18 protein-coding genes are annotated in these 18727 nt (G+C 66.0%); 10 read left to right on the top strand and 8 right to left on the bottom strand.

What is annotated here, in order from left to right; all coding sequences use genetic code 11:
- The first annotated feature begins 4 nt into the window (after positions 1-4).
- The 3 genes from ACX12F_RS16085 (at position 5) to ACX12F_RS16075 (ending at position 4083) form a co-directional block, all read left to right on the top strand.
- The gene (locus ACX12F_RS16085; RefSeq protein WP_459365546.1) at positions 5-2611 is read left to right on the top strand and encodes a helix-turn-helix transcriptional regulator; all 2607 of its coding nucleotides are present in this window, start codon (positions 5-7) and stop codon (positions 2609-2611) included.
- 64 nt (positions 2612-2675) lie between these two features.
- Positions 2676-3308: a hypothetical protein gene (locus ACX12F_RS16080; RefSeq protein ID WP_459365545.1), complete on the top strand. Its 633-nt coding sequence runs from the start codon at positions 2676-2678 to the stop codon at positions 3306-3308.
- A gap of 25 nt (positions 3309-3333) precedes the next feature.
- On the top strand, positions 3334-4083 hold the full coding sequence (locus tag ACX12F_RS16075; protein WP_459365544.1) for an LOG family protein: 750 nt from the start codon (positions 3334-3336) through the stop codon (positions 4081-4083).
- Positions 4084-4097: 14 nt separating this feature from the next.
- Here the strand turns inward: ACX12F_RS16075 and ACX12F_RS16070 are convergent, their stop codons facing one another.
- The 6 genes from ACX12F_RS16070 to ACX12F_RS16045 form a co-directional block, all read right to left on the bottom strand.
- Positions 4098-4664 (bottom strand): dihydrofolate reductase family protein, encoded by a 567-nt coding sequence (locus tag ACX12F_RS16070; RefSeq protein WP_459365543.1) that lies wholly within the window; start codon positions 4662-4664, stop codon positions 4098-4100.
- A 75-nt stretch (positions 4665-4739) separates the two neighbouring features.
- Complete coding sequence (locus ACX12F_RS16065; RefSeq protein ID WP_459365542.1) at positions 4740-5174, bottom strand: SRPBCC family protein; 435 nt, start codon at positions 5172-5174, stop codon at positions 4740-4742.
- Entirely contained in the window at positions 5174-6007 is an 834-nt protein-coding gene (locus tag ACX12F_RS16060; RefSeq protein WP_459365541.1) for a lysophospholipid acyltransferase family protein, read from the bottom strand. The genes ACX12F_RS16065 and ACX12F_RS16060 overlap by 1 nt, the downstream gene beginning before the upstream one ends.
- 57 nt (positions 6008-6064) lie before the next feature.
- Positions 6065-8704, bottom strand: coding sequence for a magnesium-translocating P-type ATPase (gene mgtA, locus ACX12F_RS16055; RefSeq protein ID WP_459365540.1), 2640 nt, complete (start codon positions 8702-8704; stop codon positions 6065-6067).
- Positions 8705-9150: 446 nt separating this feature from the next.
- A complete protein-coding gene (locus ACX12F_RS16050; protein WP_459365539.1) occupies positions 9151-9441 on the bottom strand; it encodes a hypothetical protein in 291 nt (96 codons plus the stop codon).
- Positions 9442-9651: 210 nt separating this feature from the next.
- Positions 9652-10089: an SRPBCC family protein gene (locus ACX12F_RS16045; RefSeq protein ID WP_459365538.1), complete on the bottom strand. Its 438-nt coding sequence runs from the start codon at positions 10087-10089 to the stop codon at positions 9652-9654.
- 173 nt (positions 10090-10262) lie between these two features.
- Between ACX12F_RS16045 and ACX12F_RS16040 the strand changes: the two genes are divergently transcribed.
- Together ACX12F_RS16040 and ACX12F_RS16035 are read left to right on the top strand one after the other, a co-directional pair.
- Positions 10263-10889 carry an SOUL family heme-binding protein gene (locus ACX12F_RS16040; protein ID WP_459365537.1) on the top strand — a complete coding sequence of 209 codons (627 nt, stop codon included), beginning with the start codon at positions 10263-10265 and terminating at the stop codon, positions 10887-10889.
- A 30-nt stretch (positions 10890-10919) separates the two neighbouring features.
- On the top strand, positions 10920-11414 hold the full coding sequence (locus ACX12F_RS16035; protein WP_459365536.1) for a TspO/MBR family protein: 495 nt from the start codon (positions 10920-10922) through the stop codon (positions 11412-11414).
- Here ACX12F_RS16035 and ACX12F_RS16030 read toward each other — a convergent pair.
- Positions 11373-12923 carry an SDR family oxidoreductase gene (locus ACX12F_RS16030; RefSeq protein ID WP_459365535.1) on the bottom strand — a complete coding sequence of 517 codons (1551 nt, stop codon included), beginning with the start codon at positions 12921-12923 and terminating at the stop codon, positions 11373-11375. The two genes, ACX12F_RS16035 and ACX12F_RS16030, sit on opposite strands and share 42 nt — an antisense overlap.
- A gap of 173 nt (positions 12924-13096) precedes the next feature.
- Here ACX12F_RS16030 and ACX12F_RS16025 point away from each other — a divergent pair, with 173 nt between their 5' ends.
- The 4 genes from ACX12F_RS16025 (at position 13097) to ACX12F_RS16010 (ending at position 16992) form a co-directional block, all read left to right on the top strand.
- Entirely contained in the window at positions 13097-13447 is a 351-nt protein-coding gene (locus ACX12F_RS16025; RefSeq protein ID WP_459365534.1) for a hypothetical protein, read from the top strand.
- 112 nt (positions 13448-13559) lie between these two features.
- A complete protein-coding gene (locus tag ACX12F_RS16020) occupies positions 13560-14486 on the top strand; it encodes an enoyl-CoA hydratase/isomerase family protein (protein WP_459365533.1) in 927 nt (308 codons plus the stop codon).
- The gene (locus ACX12F_RS16015; protein WP_459365532.1) at positions 14483-15694 is read left to right on the top strand and encodes a CoA transferase; all 1212 of its coding nucleotides are present in this window, start codon (positions 14483-14485) and stop codon (positions 15692-15694) included. Before ACX12F_RS16020 ends, ACX12F_RS16015 begins: the two co-directional genes overlap by 4 nt.
- Positions 15688-16992 carry an amidohydrolase family protein gene (locus ACX12F_RS16010; protein ID WP_459365531.1) on the top strand — a complete coding sequence of 435 codons (1305 nt, stop codon included), beginning with the start codon at positions 15688-15690 and terminating at the stop codon, positions 16990-16992. The genes ACX12F_RS16015 and ACX12F_RS16010 overlap by 7 nt, the downstream gene beginning before the upstream one ends.
- Positions 16993-16995: 3 nt before the next feature.
- Here the strand turns inward: ACX12F_RS16010 and ACX12F_RS16005 are convergent, their stop codons facing one another.
- On the bottom strand, positions 16996-17994 hold the full coding sequence (locus ACX12F_RS16005; protein WP_459365530.1) for an NAD(P)H-dependent flavin oxidoreductase: 999 nt from the start codon (positions 17992-17994) through the stop codon (positions 16996-16998).
- Positions 17995-18166: 172 nt separating this feature from the next.
- Between ACX12F_RS16005 and ACX12F_RS16000 the strand changes: the two genes are divergently transcribed.
- Positions 18167-18712, top strand: coding sequence for a PadR family transcriptional regulator (locus ACX12F_RS16000; protein ID WP_459365529.1), 546 nt, complete (start codon positions 18167-18169; stop codon positions 18710-18712).
- Positions 18713-18727: the final 15 nt, after the last annotated feature.

The following is an 18727-nucleotide window of genomic DNA, read 5'->3' as shown; positions in this document are numbered from 1 at the left end:
TGCCGTGGCCCAGAACTGGCCGGTCGTTCACCGCGACAGTGAATTCTCGGTGATTCGCGGGGCGTTGCTCGGGGAATCCGGCGATTGCGGCATCGTCTTGGTCGGCGACGCGGGCGTAGGTAAAACGACGCTGGCCCGACTGGTCACCCAGTCGCTACCGGTGCGAGCGCACTGGGTTGCGGCGACCGAGTCGGCGCGGGGCATTCCGCTCGGGGTGTTTGCCCATCTGGTCCGCAGCGCCACGTCGCGCGACCCGGTGGCATTTCTGTCCGCCGCGCGCGAAACGATTCTGGCCGAAGGTCATTCGGTGATCGGTGTCGACGACGCCCATCTGCTTGATCAGTTGTCGGCGACTCTCCTGCACCAGCTGGCATTGGACGGGTCGGTGCGCATCGTGGCCACGGTGCGTGCGGGCGCGCCGGTTCCCGACGCGATCACGTCGCTGTGGAAGGACCGGTATCTGCAGCGGTTGCATCTGCTGCCGTTCAGCCAGCAGCAGTGTGTCGGTCTCATCGAGGAGGCCTTAGGCGGCCAGGTGGAGGGTCTGTCCGCCGAGCTCATGTGGCAGGCCTCGGGCGGGAATGCGCTGTTCGTCCGTCATCTGGTGGAGGGGGCCATCGAGGCGGGCACTCTGCGGCAGGTTCGGGGAGTGTGGCAGCTGCGGGGCCGGGCTGCGGTCACCTCGGAACTGGCGTCGTTGTTGGATTCCAGGGTCGACCAGTTGCCCGACCAGGTACTGCACGCGCTGCGGTTGCTGACCTTCTGTGAACCACTCGACCTGGACACCCTGACCGCGATCGTCGGTGCGGATGTGGTGGAAGAGGCGGAGAGCCGCGGCCTGGTGCGGGTCGGCGAGGAGCCCGGTGGCATCGAGGTGAGGTTCACCCACCCCTTGTTCGGTGAGGTGATCCGCCGGCGGCTCGGAATGGCTGCGGCACGCCGGTTGCGCGGCGAACTCGTTCGCGCGATGCGGGACCGTCCGCTGAGTAGTTCGGCGCACCGGATTCGGTTGGCGGAGCTGACCCTGGACAGCGACGAGGTTCCCGAACTCGACCTGCTCGTCACGGCGGCGCGCGAGGCGATCGCGCTGACGAACGTGACGCTGGGTGAGCGGCTGGCTCGTGCCGCCACCAATCGGGGCGGCGGTCTCGAGGCCGGCGAATTGCTGGCGCGTTCGTTGCTGTGGCAGGGCAAGGCGACCGAGGCCGAGGAGACGCTGGGCGCGTTCGACCCCGAGCAGATGTCCGAACCGGAACTGCTCCGGTGGGGCTGGGCGCGTATCGCGAACCTGCACTGGTCGATGGGAGACGCCGAAGGCGCCGACGACGTGCTCGCGTTGCTCCGCGAACGGATCACGAGTCCCGAGCTGGTGCTGATCGTCGACGGCGCCGCATCGGCGACGCTGGCTTTCGAGAACCGACTGCCGGAGGCCGTGGCGATGGCCGAACGGGTGCTGGCCGACCCGGTCGCGCACCCAATCGCGCTGCAATGGGCGGCATTCGGTGGTGCGCTCGCGCTGGCGTTGATGGGACGCAGCGACGAGGTGGCGGTCCTGGCTCGCCGCGGTCGCATGGCCGGCGCGAAGGTGGACGGGTTGCTCCGCTATCTCACCGCGTTCGGGGAGGTGCGCGCGTTGGTGCTCGCCGGAGAATTCGACGCGGCGAGCAGCCGATCCGCCGGCATGATGCAGATCACCTCGTCGGGCCAGTATCTGGCGTGGGGCATGGCCAATGTGCTGGCCGGCACGGTTGGACTGGCCCGTGGCGACTTCGTCGAGACCGTGTCGCGGATGGAGCAGACGGTTGCGGCGCTGACCGCTGAGTCGGCGGCGTCGTGGAGCTTCCCGGCCCGGCTGCTGCTGGCGCAGTCCTATTGCGCGTTGGGCCAGGTGCAGCCGGGAGCCAAGATGGTCGCCGAGCTGAAAGTCCGCTCTGGCCGGCACGTCGCGGTGTTCGGCCCGCAGCTCAGGATCGCCGAGTCGTGGCTTGCCGCAGCCGAGGGAAATGTCAGCGCCGCAATCGAACTGGCACTGGATGCGGCCCGGTTGGCCGACAGCTCCGGCCAACGCGCGGTGTCCATGTTGGCACTGCACGACGCCGTGCGATTCGGTGACCACAGTGCCGCGGACCGGCTGATCGACGTCGCCTCCGGCATCGGTGGCCGCCTCGCCACCGTGATCGTGGCGCATGCCCGGGCTGTCGGAGCTCGCGACGCTGCTGGATTGTTCGTCGCCGCAGAGCAATTCGAGCAGCTCGGTGCGTTGTTGTCGGCGCTCGATGCCGCGGCGCAGGCATCGGCAGCCTTCGCGGCGGTCGACGATCGGCGGCGCAGCGCGCAGGCCGCAGCCGTAGCCAACCGGTTGGCCGCGCAGTGCGGGGGAGTTCGAACCCCGGCACTGGAATTGGCGACGCATCCGTTGCCGTTGACGGTGCGCGAACGTGAAATTGCCAACCTGGTCGCCGCGGGGCTGAGCAACCGCGAAATCGCCGACCGGCTGACGGTGTCGGTACGGACGGTGGAGGGGCACCTCTATCGGGCGTGCATAAAGCTCGATATCTCGGACCGCGAGGATCTTGCCGGGCTGATTCGCCGCGGGGCTGCGAGTAACTGACCTCCAGTGAATTCGAGTAGTGGGGTACTCGCGACTGCGGATGCTGACGGAGCGATGGTGAGCCATGGCCACGTCACTCCAAGACACTGCAACTGTGCGGGACGTGTTCTTCGACGGCAGTCCTGGTCAACCGGCGGACGCGCTGACACGGTTACTGTGCCAGATCTGCCCCACCATCGGCCGCGTCCCGCTGGACCTCATCGACACTGCCTGGCGCGAACTTGCCGATGCGACAAACGGATTCATGTCGACAAAGCTGGCTGCCGTCGTCGCTGCGGGATGGACGGCGTGCGACGCGTTCGAGAACGCCGCCCGCAGCACGCGTGACGACCCAGACGCCACGGAAGTGGTGGCCCTCGTGCCACACCGGATCGCGGCCAGCCAGCGGCCGAGCATCGCGGTGTACCTCGGCGGCACGCGACTCGCCGCCGTCGAGATCGAGGTGGAGATCGCCGTAACCATCGCTGGGATGATCGCGGTGGTCAAGGAGGCCCGGCTGACCGAGGTCCGAGCCGGGAACTGCACCGTGAGCGGTTCGCTCTCCGTACAGGGGATCGTGTTGCTGACACGTCAACATGAATACGATCTGCAGGGAGCGCTCCGGCTGCGTGACGGCGGGACCTTGAGTGAGCCGGCACCGAGCAGCGGTACCGAACCCGTTGTCTTCAGCATGGCCGAGGTACGGATGACCGCATGAACAGTCGCCGCATACGCTGGCCGACGTGAACGAGAACGACAACGCGGACGACGACGGCAACCTCCAGATAAGCGGGCCGGTGCAACTTCGTCGCGAACGTTGTGCCGCCACGACCGCCGATCAGCGGCTGCTGGACCGGCACGACGGTGTCGAATGGCTGCACACCGACCCCTGGCGGGTGTTGCGGATCCAGGGCGAGTTCGTCGAGGGTTTCGGCGCCCTCGCCGAAATGCCCAAGGCTGTTACGGTTTTCGGCTCGGCTCGAACGACACCGCATTCACCCGAGTACCGGTTGGGTGAGGAATTGGGTACCGCGCTGGTGCGCGCGGGCTACGCGGTGATCACCGGGGGCGGCCCGGGTGCGATGGAGGCGGTCAACCGTGGGGCCAGCGAGTCCGGCGGGTACTCGGTCGGCCTGGGTATCGAGCTCCCGTTCGAGCAGCGCCTCAACCACTGGGTCGACCTCGGAATCAACTTCCGCTACTTCTTCGTGCGCAAGACCATGTTCGTCAAATATGCCAAGGCATTCGTGTGCCTGCCCGGCGGCTTCGGCACCCTCGACGAACTATTCGAAGCCTTGACCCTCGTGCAGACCCGCAAGGTCACCGCCTTTCCGATCATCCTGTTGGGCGTCGACTACTGGTCGGGTCTCATCGACTGGGTTCGCAACACCGTCCAGGCAGAGGGAAAGATCTCCGCATCCGACCTCGACCTCATCCACTGCACCGACAGCGTGGCCGAGGCAGTAAAGATCATCGTCGCGTCGGCGCGGTAGCCCGGCCCGGTCGCTCAGTCGCGTTGCGCCTCGTAGCGCAACAGAACCGTGCCCCCTCCGAAGGTGCGGTTCTCCAACAGCCGCAACGAGATCCATGACGGCAGGTCCGGAAAGAACGGGGTGCCGCCGCCCACGGCGGTGGGCGCGATCACGATCCGGAACTCGTCGACCAGTCCGGCCCGCACGATCGGTGCGGCCAGCGTCGCACCGGCGACCTCCAGATTGCCGTCGGTTTCTGCTTTCAGCTTCGTCACCACCTCGACCGCGTCACCGCGTTCCAGGCGAGAGTTCCAGTCGACGGAATCCAGGGTGCGCGAGAACACGACCTTTGGCATGGCGCGCCAGATGCGGGCGAAGTCGACGATGATTGGGGGTGCGTCCGAGGCGTCGTCGGCCGTCGGCCAGTACGCGGACATCAGTTCGTAGAGCCGCCGGCCGTAGCACGAGAGGGCGGTCTCCCGCTCGAAGTCGTTCCAGTACTGGTGCAGTTCGTCGCTCGGTTCGGACCAGTCGATGTTGCCTTGCGCGTCGGCGATGTACCCGTCGACCGACACGTTGAAGCCATAGATGAGTCTGCCCATGGAGATCAGACTGCACCGCGGGGCGGAATTCATCGCTCCGGCACCGGGCGAGACTTCAGCCGGGGCGACGCTCGCCTAGGACTCCACAAGGTGCTGAAGGTTCTTCAGGCTTTCCGAAAGTGAGCGACCGACTTGGCGGGCCGCGATGCGGTCGGCGATCAGGCCGAGCAGTCCGCCGTCTGAATGGTAGGCCAGCCGAAATGTGACAGTGGTTCGTCCAGGCCCGGCATCGCGCAGCCGGAAGCGGCCACGTTGGGTCACGCCGGTGATGTTGATCCAGGCCAGGTCCCGCGCCTTGTCGAACTCCACCACCTCCGCGATGCCGCCCACCGGTATCGAGCCGATCGTCCACAGCACGGTGTAGCGCGATCCGACTCTCGGTGGCCCGTCTGTGATGGTCTCCCAGCGTTGCAGGTGGGGGAGCAGTGAGGGGTAGCGGTCTGGGTCGCCGAGCACTTTCCACACCGTGTCGCGATCGGCGTTGAGGGTGATGCGGCGTTCGATTCGCATCAGCCGATGACCGGAAATCGACGTTCGGCGGCCAACCGGTGCACGCCGGCCTGCAGGCTGGCCACGACATTGTCATACACCGTCTGGTCGTCGTCAGTGACCTCGATCGGTTCCTGCACTTCGATGACGATTTTGGCCGGCAGCGGGATGTGGCCCAACCAGTCGGTGACGTTCAACCCCCACGGCAGGGCCAGGGAGATCGGCACGCTTTTGAGTCGCAGCACCTTATCGAGCATCAGCAGGTGAGCCAGCCACTGCCCGCGTCCAAGGAACAATGCCGTCTCCTGTCCGCCGACGCTGGCCACCGGAACGATCGGCACGGCGGTCTGGCGGGCGAGTCGCACGAACCCTTGGCGGCCACCGAGGTCGACGATATGTCGCTGCCACGATGGGCGGTATACCTCGAAGTCACCGCCCGGATACACCAACACGGCGGCACCGGACGCAAGGGCCAGTCGCGCGCTTTCGGGACTGGCCGCCACGGTGCCGAACTTGCGAAGCCAGCCCAACGCTGGGTAGATGGCGACCAGGTTGTGGACGAGTTGGTAGAAGGGCCGCTCGACACCGAAGTAGGAGCAGAAGGCCAGGGTGAACACAAAGGTGTCGGGGGGAACGTTGCCGCCGCTGTGGTTGCCCACGAGCAGCACCGGACCTTGCGCGGGAATGCGTTGCAGTCCACGAACCTCGGCCCGGAAGTACAGGGAGGCCAGCATCCACAGGCCGGGCAGCTGGTCTCGGATGTAGTCGGGGTCACGCTGGTCGAGATCCGCCTTCGGGACCCGGGCGATGATCTGCTGCCTGGCCCACTTGAGGATGTCGGCCACATCCGTCATGGCTCCACCTTCGCATAGGTTCTGGGGCGCATCCCGCTTGCGGGGCTCTCTGATCGTTCAGGTGCGTCGGGCGATGGCGCTGGCGTGACTGAACCGTGCGGCACGCCGATGAATGCGATGTTCGCGGCCGCGGGTGCGTTGCGGCCGGCCGGCCTCGCGGATTTGCTCGGCGTAGAACCACTTCTTGGTGAATTCGACGAGGAGCAGGTAGACGACGACGAACCCGACCAGCGCGCCGAAGAACTGCAGCGGCAGCGCCGTGAAGCCGAGCGGGTGCGCCAGCGGCGAAATCGTGATCAACACGCCGAGCGCAACCACCGTGAGACTGGTGATGGTCAACGGCACGCTGGCTCGGCTGCGGAAGAACGGCACCCTTCGGGTACGGATCGCGAAAATGATCAACGTTTGGGTGGCAAGCGATTCCACGAACCAGCCGGTACGGAACTCGGTGGCGCCGGCATGCAACACGCCCAACATCAGACCGAAGGTCAGGAAGTCGAATAGCGAACTGATCGGGCCGAAAATCAACATGAACCGTCGGATGAAAGCGATGTTCCAGTGTGACGGTGCCTGCAGTTGGTCCTCGTCGACGCGGTCGGTGGGGATCGCGAGCTGCGAGCTGTCGTAGAGCAGATTATTCAGCAGGATCTGGCTGGGCAGCATCGGCAGGAATGGCAGTAACGCCGAGGCGGCGGCCGCGCTGAACATGTTGCCGAAATTGCTCGACGTGCCCATCAGCACGTACTTGATGGTGTTGGCGAAGATTCGCCTGCCCTCGGCCACGCCGGTGGCCAACACGCCGAGGTCCTTTTCCAGCAGCACTACATCGGCGGCGTCCTTGGCGACGTCGGTGGCGCTTTCCACCGAGATCCCCACATCGGCGGCGTGCAAGGCCAGTGCGTCGTTGACACCGTCACCGAGGAAGCCGACCGATCGCCCGGCTTGCCGCGCCGACCTGATCAGCTGCGCCTTCTGCTCCGGGGAGATGCGGGCGAAGATGGTGTTGTTCTTCGCCGCGGCGGTGAACTCGTCGACGCCCAGGGCCTCGAGCTGTGCACCGGTGATGGTGCCCTTGGACGCCAAACCCAGTTCCGTGCAGACTTTTTCGGCAACGCGGGGGTTGTCGCCGGTGGCGATCTTCAGCTCGATGCCCAGGGCAGCCAGCTGAGTCAGAGACTGACGCGCGGCGGCTTTGGGTTCGTCGGCGAAGACGACGAAGCCGGCCAGCATCAGATCGGACTCGTCGTCAGCTGTGATGGTGGTCAGCTCGGTTGCCGGTTTGGCGGCCACCGCAACCACCCGGCGGCCGGCGGCGAACAACGCATCCAGGGTGTTCTGCGTGTCCTGCGGGGTCATCTGGCATCGGGCCAGCACTTGTTCAGGCGCACCCTTGAGGACCAATATGCGTTTCCCGTTGTCGTCGACCAGCACCGAGGTGGCGCGGCGGATGTGGTCGAACGGCACGCTCGCGACACGTTGTACCCCGGTGCCGACCAGGTCCTTCGCCTTGGGGGATTCCCACAGGGCGGCGTCCAACGCGTTCGCGCTGACCCCGACCGACGCCGGGTCGACATCGGTGGCCAGCAGCCCAAGACGCAGGACTGAGTCGCTGTGCGCACCGGCGGGGCTGACTGCGTCGACCAAGCTGATCCGGCCATCGGTCAGCGTGCCGGTCTTGTCGGTGATCAGGATATCGATGTCGCCGAGGTCTTCAATACACACCAAGCGTTTGACCAGCACCTTGGCTTTGGCCAATTGTTGTGACCCGGTCGCGAGGCTGGCGCTGACCACCGCGGGCAGCAACTGCGGCGTGATGCCGACCGCGATCGCCAGAGAGAACAGCACCGAATCGATCACCGGTTTGCGCAGCAGCAGGTTGCTGACCAAGATCAGCACCGTCAGCGCGATCGCGACTTGCAGCAGCAGATATGAGAACCTCCGCAGGCCGACCTGAAAGTCGGTCTCTGGCTGCCGCTCACCCAGGCCGGCCGCGATACGCCCGAACTCAGCATTTCGGCCGGTGGCATACACCACCCCGATCCCTTCGCCGGCGCTGACAATCGTGCCCATGAACGCCAGATCGGTGGATTCGGCCAGCTCGGCATCGGCAGGCACCGGTTGGGGCGACTTCTCCGAGCCTGTCGATTCCCCGGTCAAGATGCTCTCGTTGCATTCCAGACCGGTCACCTCGATCAAGCGCAGGTCCGCAGGCACGGCCTCGCCCAACGACAACCGGATCACGTCACCGGGAACGAGTTGGGTGACATCGATCGCGGCGAAAGCTCCGTCGCGGCAGGCGAATGCGGTGTGGCGCACCCCCGAGTGCAGGGCGGCGGCGGCCCGCTCGGCGCGGTACTCGTTGATGAAGCCCAGACCGATACTGGCGGCCAGGATGATTCCGATGATCATCGCTTGCAGGCTGTCCCCGAGGAAATACGAGACGACGGCGGTGCCCGCCAACAAGATCAGCACCGCGTTGCGCAACTGACGCCCGAGGACCGCGAGCGCGTTGACATGATGGGTCCGAACGGCATTCGGACCGTAACGCGCCAGCCGCGTCGACACCTCCGTGCTGGACAACCCCAGCGCGGAACTGTCCAGCCAACCCAGGACCTCATCAACCGGAGCCGCCGCGACCTGCGTGGCGGTCAGTGTCTCGGGTAGCACCGGGGTTTGTGCCTTCGGCACGATCGACATGGCAGCCCTCCTGGGGATCGGCTGACGGACGCGACGAGGCCGCCGTGCGAGTTGCCCTCCTCGCCGGGCGAACTGTATCCCCATCGAGCAGTCTGCGCTATGACGACCTGGCGTTCACACCGTAGACGCCTGTAGGCAAACCACTCGGCGAGCAACTCTCGACGATCCATCGAGCAAACGGACAGCAATAATGTTCCTGACCCGACCTGCGACTACAAGTGCCTTTGGTCACCTCCGCGGCGAATCCAGTTCTGGGAAGGCCACTTTGATATCGCAGCGCGCGGAAGTTCCCGCAGCCGCACCGGGATCGCGAATCCTGGTGTAGCACAGAGTCGGAAGCTTGCTATTTCGGCACGTACCAATGAGGCGAGGGCTGGCTAGGTGCAAAGAAACTGTCGGCGAACGACAAGATAGGCCCAGCGCGACCGCCGGGCCTATCTCATCTGCTACTTATTTTCGCCGTCGGACTTGGTGAGGGCTCGGTCGGCGGTGTTGAGCAGGCTGCGATGGAACTTGTACTGGGCGGTGACCAGATCGTCGGCCAGTTCCAGAGCGGCCTCGACCAGTTTTTCGCGCAGGGGCTGAACCGACTCGGGAATCGCCTCGTCGACGGCGTGGCGGAACTTGCGCAAGGCCTGGCCCGCATCATGCTGTCCGGCCTTCGCTGATTCGCGGATTTCGTCAGTGAGTTCGGTTGCCGGTGATTCGGTGGTGGTCTTCTCGACAGTGTTGGTCATGTCAACTTTCCTATTTGGTAGTTCTAGACGCCCCAACGCTATTCGGGTCAACGCTCGTCTCCTACTGCCGAAAGTCACTCAGGAGCCCGTCATTGGTCCGTCGCCGTGAACCTCGACGCGGTGCTCTCCCGCGGCAGCCGGCCCGACTTGGCACTGACATATCGATCGCCTTCTGACCGGCACGCGCGCCGCTGCCCGTGCGACGCCCGCCTAACGGAGGGCTTCGGCCCGCTTCTTGACGCCGTCGGTCATGCCGCCGAAGCCCTTCTTCAGTGCGCGGCCCATGATGCCGGCGACGATCGGCGACACCGGGCCGAACAACTGGAAGTGCGAGTCGTAGCGGGTGCGGCCGTCCGGCAACGGGGTCAGGCGGTGCGAGCGTTCGCTGCGCAGCAGTCCCAGTGGGGCGGGCTTCATGTTGTAGCTGAACTCGACACCTGGGGTGAAGGTGTTGATGAATTCGCGCTGCTTCTTCGGCGGGCCGATCAGCACCACCTTCATGTCGATCGGGCTGCCGGGCTCGAACGTCGACGAGCACTCGGTGACGAACGGATTCCACTCGCCGTAGCTGGCCCCGTCGGTGAGCACCTGCCAGACCACGTCGGCCGGTGCGTCGATCTCTACTGACCTGTCGATAGTGAAACTCACAGACACACCGTACGGGAGGGGGTGTACACCTGCGGACAACTGTCCACTCCTCGGCCACGCCGCTATAGGCGGGCATGCGAACCGCTGGGATTCGAGCCATCCGCAAGGGCTTCGGCGCCGAACCACTTTTGACGGCCCAGTAGAACGGGAAGGAGCGCGATGTGCTGGATCAGATGCGAACGTTCACTACGCAATTGTTGGGACCGGTCACGGCGACGGTAGGGATTCGGAGCGGGATCGAGGAGCCACCCTACGTCGCGGAGGTGTTGGCCGGTGGAGTGCAGATTCGCCGCTACGGGCGACGAATAGCGGCACAAACCACGGTGGACGGAGATGAGGAGGCCGCGCGCAGTGCGGGATTCTGCAGATTGGCCGCATATATTTTTGGTGCCAACCACCAGGGCGATCGAATCGCGATGACGGCCCCCGTCGGCCAGCAGCAGTACACCGATACCAGTCGGAAGATCGCGATGACGGCGCCGGTAGGGCAGCAAGGCAGTCAGGATCGGGGTTGGGTCATCCGGTTCTACATGCCGGCAGGATCGACGCTGGAGTCGTTGCCGGTACCCGATGACGAGCGCGTGGAGCTGGTGGAGGTTCCGGCGGAAACCGTCGCGGTGTTGCGCTTCACCGGTGATCGTGGCGCTGACAGCATCGCCCGGCACACCGCTGCGCTGCGCGACACGCTCCGCGACTACGGGTTCGCCGCCGACGGCGACCCTTCGGCCTGGTTCTACGACCCGCCGTGGACCCTGCCGTGCCGACGCCGTAACGAGATCGCGATTCCCGTTGAGAACTGACCGCAACCGACCGCACAGGAGCCACAGACGATGAACCCGAAAACCATTGGCGCCACTGCCGCCGCTGTACTTGTCACTGCCATTGCGGGCGGGGCGGCATCGGGCCCTGCCGTTGCCTCACCGTGGTACGCGCGCTTGCGCAAGCCGAACTATCAGCCGCCGCGGCAGGCGTTCCCCATCGTGTGGCCGCTGCTATATGCCGATATCGCCGTCGTGTCCGCCGACACGCTCGATAGCCTGGCCGATAAGGGCGACACGGGTGCCGCCCGCCGTTTCGGCGCTGCACTCGCGATCAATTTGGGACTCAACGCCAGCTGGTCGTGGATCTTCTTCAACCGTCGTCGGCTCGGACCGGCTGCACTGACTGCTGCGGCGCTGACCGTCAGTAGTGCCGACCTGACGCGCCGCGCACTCGCGGTACGGCAACAGCGGGCGGCGCCCTTGGTCGCGTATCCCGTCTGGTGCGCTTTCGCGACCGTACTGTCAACGCATATCTGGTGGATCAACCGGCGCAGCCTGACTTAGCGGCAGGCGCTGGGCGGTCCGGGTCCGTTCCTTCTGCGCTTCCGCCGCGATATTTTTGATCATGCCCGTGAAGATGATGCCGTGAAACGGCATCAGGGCGTACCAATACAGCCGTCCGGCAAGGCCTTTGGGAAAGAAAATGGCTCGCTGATGGAGTCTGGTGGTTTTCCCGCGGGCTTGGAGTTCCCATTGCAGCCAGGCTTTGCCGGGGGCACGCATCTCGGCGCGCAGGCGCAGCAGATGCGGCCGCTCGATGCGCTCGACGCGCCAGAAATCGAGGGCGTCACCGGTATAGAGGGTGTTCGGATTGCGGCGGCCGCGCGCCAGGCCGACACCCCCGGTCAGCACGTCCAGCCAGCCGCGGACCATCCAGGCGAGCGGAAAGGAGTACCAACCGCGTTCGCCGCCGATACCTTCGACGACCTGCCACACCTGGTCGATGGCGGCGTCGCAGTCGATGCTGCGATCGTCGGTATAGATGGCGTCGCCGGCCCAGCTCGGATCGGATGGGAGCGGGTCGGCGGGGGCGCCGGTCGGCGAGGCGTTCGCCCAGGTGGTTTCCACTTCGCCGTCTTTGATGCGGCGCAGTGCCAGTCTGACCGCTTCGCGGTATCCGGTGGTACCGCCAGGAGGGGGCGGGATCACGGCATCGATATCGTGCTCGGCGACCACCGCGTCGGTGCTCAGCGATTCGATCAGAGCGCGGCCGATCTGAGGTGGCACCGGCGTTACCAGCCCAATCCACAATCCGGCGAGTTTGGGCGTGAGAACAGGCAGGACCAGGATTCTGCGCTTGGCCAGTCCCGCGACGTCGGCGTAGATCTGCATCATTTCGCCGTAGCGCAGGACATCGGGCCCGCCGATGTCGTAGGTGCGTGAGCGCGGCAGCTCGGCGGTGGCGGCGGCCAGCAGGTAGTAGAGGACGTCGCGGATGGCGATGGGCTGTATGCGGTTGTTGACCCAGCGCGGCGTCGTCATGACCGGTAGCCGGTTGGTCAGGTGGCGGACCATCTCGAAGGAGGCCGAACCGGAACCGATGACCACACCGGCCTGCAGCACGATAGTCGGGACAGCTGATTTGATCAGGATGTCTCCGACCTGGCTGCGCGAACGTAGGTGGGTAGACAGCCGGTCAGATGCCGTGTGCAGTCCGCTCAGGTACACGATGCGTTTGACGTTGGCGCTGCGCGCCGCGGCAGCGAGATTTTCTGCGCTCCGCCGTTCGGCTTCGGTGAATTCGCCTTGGTTGCCCATCGAGTGCACGAGGTAGTAGATGACGTCGATGTCGCGGCAGGCTTCGCCGAGCGTGTCCGCATCGGTGAGGTCGGCTTGCACCACCTCCACGTCGGCAGCCCAGGGCACGTCACTGATCTTGTCCGGATTGCGCGCCATCACACGGACTCGGTGACCGGCTTCGATGACGCGTGGGACCAACCGCCCGCCGATATATCCGGTGGCGCCGGTGACCAGTACCCGCAGCGACGGTGCGGATTCATTCTTGTCGGGCACAGACTCTCCTCGGCTACGGGTTCACGCTGGCTGCGCGAACCACTCGGTGGCGGAACCCTCTGTCAGAACATTTCCCGAAAGCGCCGTTTCCTACCATGTGATTCGTAGGCATGCCTCCCGCGGATGGTCGCGTGTTCATCCCGAAGTCTGCACCCGGCGCTAGCCTGGCGATCATGTCCAGCACTTTTTTCGACAACCCGGTCACCCGCGCCCTCAACAAGGCGGCGGTGGGTCTGACCACAGTGCCCGTTCTCAGTGGCATCGTCGGCCGCAGCCTGGTCGAGATCCGGTACACGGGTCGCAAATCGGGGCGCAGCTTTCAGACTCCCGTGAACTACCGGTTGTCCGGTGATGAGGTCGTCATCAGGGTGATGACACCGGACTCCAAGAGCTGGTGGCGCAATTTTCTCGGTGATGGCGGGCCCATCATGCTGCTCAATTTCCGCGGCGCCGACCGCGCTGGGCATGCCGTCGCCACGCGTGACGACAAGGGCCGGGTCACGGTGCGGGTCAAGCTCGACTAGAGGTCACGCCGCCGGCGGAATGGCATGATCCAGGTGTCGACATCCGCAGGAGGCGAGGACGTGCCGGTGACCCACTTTGAGGTTCAGGGCCCGGTGTCCGTTGCCTGATGCAATGCGGGTCGTCGACCTCGCCGATGCGCCGGGTGCCGGTGGGCTGGTGATCGGGGTCGGGGATCCGGCCGGTGCCGACGCAGAGTTCTGGTTGCAGGAGGCGACTTTCACGCTGGTCGACCGGCCATGTGCGGATCCGAGGACCGTGCAGGTGCCAGACGCCGCGGAGGCGCTGGCGCAGATCACCGAGCGCGTGGTGTCTTGGCCGCAGGCCGCGGCGGTGTGTGACGACGTGCTGCGTGCTTTCGATCCGGCTGGCTCAACGTTCAGCGGGGTGATCACCGAATCGCTGGCGTACTCGACCTTGCAGTCCGGCCGTGAATTTGCCCGCTGGTTGGCCGAACGCGGCCCGAAAACTGCTCCGCTGCTACCGGATCCGGTGGTGGCGCGCCGGGACGGCGACACGGTGCATGTGGCGTTCAACCGGCCCCAGCGCCACAACGCGTTCTCCACGGATGCGCGGGCGGCGCTGCTGGAGGCGCTGGAGGTGGCCCGCCTGGATAGCTCGGTCACCGCGCTGGTGCTCACCGGGAACGGGCCGTCTTTTTGTAGCGGAGGCGATCTGGCCGAGTTCGGGACCTTCGATGACCCGGCCTCGGCGCACCTGGCCCGCACGCGCTTCAGCCCGGCTCTGGTGCTCGACGAGATCACTCGTCGGTTGGGCACGGCGTGCCAGGCCGTGGTGCATGGACAAGTGCTCGGTAGCGGGTTGGAGATGGCCGCGTTCTGCGGGCAGGTGACCTGTCATCCCGATGCCACGCTCGGACTGCCGGAGTTGGCGTTGGGGCTGATCCCCGGTGCGGGTGGCACGGTGAGCATCACGCGGCGGATAGGCCGTTGGCGCACAGCCTATTTGGTGCTGTCCGGGGTGACGATCGATGCGGCGACGGCACAGACCTGGGGCCTCGTTGATGTTGTCTCGGCATGAATGACGGGGCAGGCGCGATGGTGCGGGACTGGGCGGCCAGCGGGCTGGCCGCGCTGACCGGGATGCCGGACGGCCCACCGGATGTCAGCCGCGCCGCGGTGTTGCACCAGGCGCGGGCTGTCGCATCCGCGTTGTCTGCTCTTTTCGGGATCACGGTCGATGCCGCCGAACTCCTCGCGGGGCGAGCCGCGCTGTCAGGGCTACGCCGCCAGGGCCGGATCAGTGCCGGTGGAGCGACGCGGCTGATCGCCGGCCGGGACGGCTGGTTCGCCCTGACTCTGGCACGGCCCGATGACGTCGATGCGGTGCCGGCGATGCTGGAATCCGAGGTGGCGATCGACCATCGGTGGTCGGCGATCACCGAGTGGGCCGGTCGTCGCCAGGTCGGCGACGTCGCGGAACGCGCCCGCCTGCTGGGCTTGCCGGTCGGGGTATTGGGGGAGACCGCGGCAGCTGCACCGGTGGTGCGTCGATGTGGCGGCCGAAATCCGTTCGGCGACTATGCCGGACTGCTGGTGGTGGACCTGTCGTCGATGTGGGCGGGGCCGTTGTGTGGGCAACTGCTGGCCCGGACCGGTGCCACGGTGGTCAAGGTGGAGAGCCCGACGCGGCCGGACGGTACGCGGCAGGGAGAGCGTCGATTCTTCGATTGGATGAATACCGGAAAGTTCTGTTACGCCACCGATTTCGGCCAGCCTGACGACTTGCGCCAGCTGCTGTCGGTGGCCGATGTGGTCATCGAGTCGTCACGTCCGGATGCGCTGGTGCATCGGGGCCTGGGGCCGGCGGATGTCCCGGCGCGGGACGGCAGGGTGTGGCTGCGGATCACCGGTCACGGCGCCGACGGGGAATGCGCTCACTGGGTCGGTTTCGGTGACGATGCCGCGGTATCGGGCGGCCTCGTCGGCCGCGATCCAGCCGGTGCCGGGCCGGTGTTCTGTGGCGACGCCATTGCCGATCCGCTGACGGGCATGCATGCCGCGCTGGCGGTGGGGCAGTCGCTGCACCGTGGTGGCGGTGAGGTCATCGAGATCGCGCTCGCCTCGGTCGCCGCCGAGTATGCGGCGCTACCGCTCACCAGCAGTGACAGAGTTGGTGCGGTGGCGGAACCGGCGATGCCAGTGCTGTCGTCGCGGGCCGGCGAGCTGGGTGCCGACAATGCGGCGGTGCGGGAAATGGTGCGGGAAAGGGCAGCGGCGGCATGCTGATTCAACGGGCCGTGCTGCTCGACGGCCGCACGGTGGACATCCGTCTGGGCCGGCGGATCGAGGCCATTGCGGCCGGTCTCGAACCAATCCAGGGTGAGGACGTCATGGACGCCGCTGGTGGCACCGTCATCCCGGGCCTACATGACCATCACGTCCACTTACGTTCGGCGGCAGCAGCATTGGCGTCAGTGCGGGTGGGTCCCGGCGAGGTGCGCAGTCGTGACGCCTTGCGCGCGGTATTGGGGCACGCCAAGGTCGGCGAGGACGGCTGGATTCGGGCGGTCGGCTATCACGAGGCGGTCGCCGGTTCGCTGGATCGTGCGGTGCTCGATCAGGTTTCACCCAAGGTGCCGGTGCGCGTCCAGCACCGCAGCGGGGTGCTGTGGACCCTGAACTCCGCGGGGCTGGCGGCGGTCGGCCTGTCTGAGCATCCCGACGGCCGGCTGCGCAGCGCCGACCCGAGCTGGTCGCATTCGCTGCAACGGCGGGACGCCGGGCTGGGTGAGATCAGCGGACGACTCTCATCGTTCGGCGTCACCGGTGTCACCGACGCGACGCCTGATCTGACCGCCACGGACGTGATGGACTTCGGCGAGGCCCGTCGACACGGCGAACTGCGCCAGCGCGTTGACGTGCTGGCCCCGGCCAAACGCATCCTGCACGATGACGACCTGGACCTCGATGCGCTGACCGACTGGATCACCGCCCGGCATCGACTGGGCGGAATCGTTGCGCTGCACTGCGTTACCGCCATGCAGCTCGTTGTCGCGATCAGTGCGCTGCGGCAAGCGGGGACGCGGCCGGGCGACCGGATCGAGCACGGCGCCGTCATTCCCGACGACTGCCTGGCCGATCTGCGCGAACTCGGCGTCCTGGTGGTGACCCAACCGAACTTCGTTGCCGAGCGCGGTGACCAGTACTTCACCGACGTGCCGGCAGAGGAACACTGCCAGCTGTGGCGGGTGGCCTCGCTGTGCGACGCGCAGATACCTGTCGCGTTGTCTACCGACATGCCGTTCGGGGACGCCGACCCGTGGGCGGCGATGCGCGCTGCGGTGCACCGCAGTACTCCTACGGGACGAGTGCTCGGGACCGGCGAAAGTATCGACGCGGCAACAGCATTGGGCATGTTCCTGGGATCACCCCAGCAGCCCGACGTGCCGCGGGAGCTTACGGTCGGGATGGCGGCAGATTTGTGTGTCTTGACGGTCCCGCCGCGAGATGCCCTCGCCGCCCTCGATGCCTCGCTGGTGGCCGCGACCGTGTACGACGGCGCGGTGGTCTACGAGACGCGCTGAGCGCTAGCGCACCGGCTGCAGCATGTCGTCGTCGAGCACTCGGCTCAGCAAGTCTTCTCGGGCCTCGACGTACTGCGTCTTCAGGGTCTCGACCAGCTGCGCCACGGTGAGACGCTCCTTGATACTGCCGACGCCCTGACCGGCGCCCCAGATGTCCTTCCAGGCTTTGGCATCCGTATTGCCGCCAGAGCCGAAATTCATTGCCGAGGCGTCGGATTCGGGCAGGTTGTCTGGATCAAGACCCTGGGCGACGATGCTGCCGCGGAGATAGTTGCCGTGCACGCCGGTGAACAGATTGCTGTAGACGATCTCGGACGCGGTGGAGTCGACGATCATCTGCTTGTACTCGGGCACCGCGTTCGCTTCATCGGTGGACAGGAAAGCCGAACCGACATAAGCGAAGTCGGCGCCGGCAGCCAATGCGGCGAGTACGGACCGGCCGTGGGCGATGGCGCCCGACAACAGCAGTGGACCGTCGAACCACTCGCGGATCTCGCGAACCAGTGCGAAAGGTGACTGGGTACCGGCGTGGCCGCCGGCACCGGCCGCAACGGCGATGAGGCCGTCGGCGCCCTTGTCGATGGCCTTGTGTGCGAACTCGTTGTTGATGATGTCGTGCAGGACGATGCCGCCATAGGAATGCACGGCGTCGTTGATCTCGGGCCGTGCGCCGAGCGAGGTGATCACGATCGGGACCTTGTGCTCGACGATCACATTCATGTCGTGTTCGAGGCGGTCGTTGGAGCGGTGCACGATCTGATTGACCGCGAACGGCGCGACGATGGCGTCGGGATTGGCGAGCGCGTAGGCGGCGTTCGACTCCTCGATTTCATCCAGCCAATCGCTGAGCAGGCTGGAGGGTCGGGCATTGAGTGCCGGGAAGGATCCGATGACACCCGCCTGGCATTCCGCCTTCACCAATGCAGGTCCCGAACACAGGAACATCGGCGATGCGACCACCGGCAAGGACAGGCGCTGTGCGAGGACGGGAGGCAGACCCATTGTGGTGATGGCCCTTCGAATCGGAAACCGTGGTTGGGCAGGACTTTAGCTTCGCGACTGCGATTATGCAACTAGTGGCATAATCACGGCTCGGGCGACGACCTGGCACGGAGAACCGCGCAAGCCCGCTGCGTTCCGGCGGTGGAAACCGCACTGGACCTACGATCACGCCATGTCGCTGCAATTCGCCATATTGACCGCGCTCACGGAGCGGGCATCGACCGGTATTGAACTCACTCGCCGGTTCGATCGGGCATTCGGCTATTTCTGGGCGGCGACCCACCAGCAGATCTATCGCGAACTCGACAAGCTCAAGAACTCCGGCCTCGCCGAGGCCTTGACTCCCGATCGCCCCGAGCGTGGCCAGCCCAAGCGGTTCAGCATCACTCCGGCCGGACGGCAGGCGCTCAGTGAATGGCTTTGCGGGATCGATGATCCCGCGCCGGAGCGGATGTCCATCGCGGTGCGTGTGCGTGCTGCGGCCGCACTGGGCGAGGCGGGGGCCGTGCGTGCGGTGATCGCCCATCACCTGGCTTCGCATGAAGCGACCTTGGCCAACTACCGCGAAATCGACGCACGTGATTTCGCGGCCCCGGTCGCCGACGCCGACGTGCTGCGCCACCTCGTGTTGAAGGCCGGGTTGCGTACCGAACAAGCCTGGGTCGACTGGTGTCGCGAGGTCCTGGACGTGCTGGACAAACTGGCATCGCGCGGCTAGATAGCGGGCTTCTGC

It is taken from the genome of Mycolicibacterium sp. HS_4_1, from assembly GCF_054515875.1.
The sequence above is the reverse complement of the archived record's forward strand: the minus strand, read 5'-3'. Positions and strand labels throughout refer to the sequence as shown.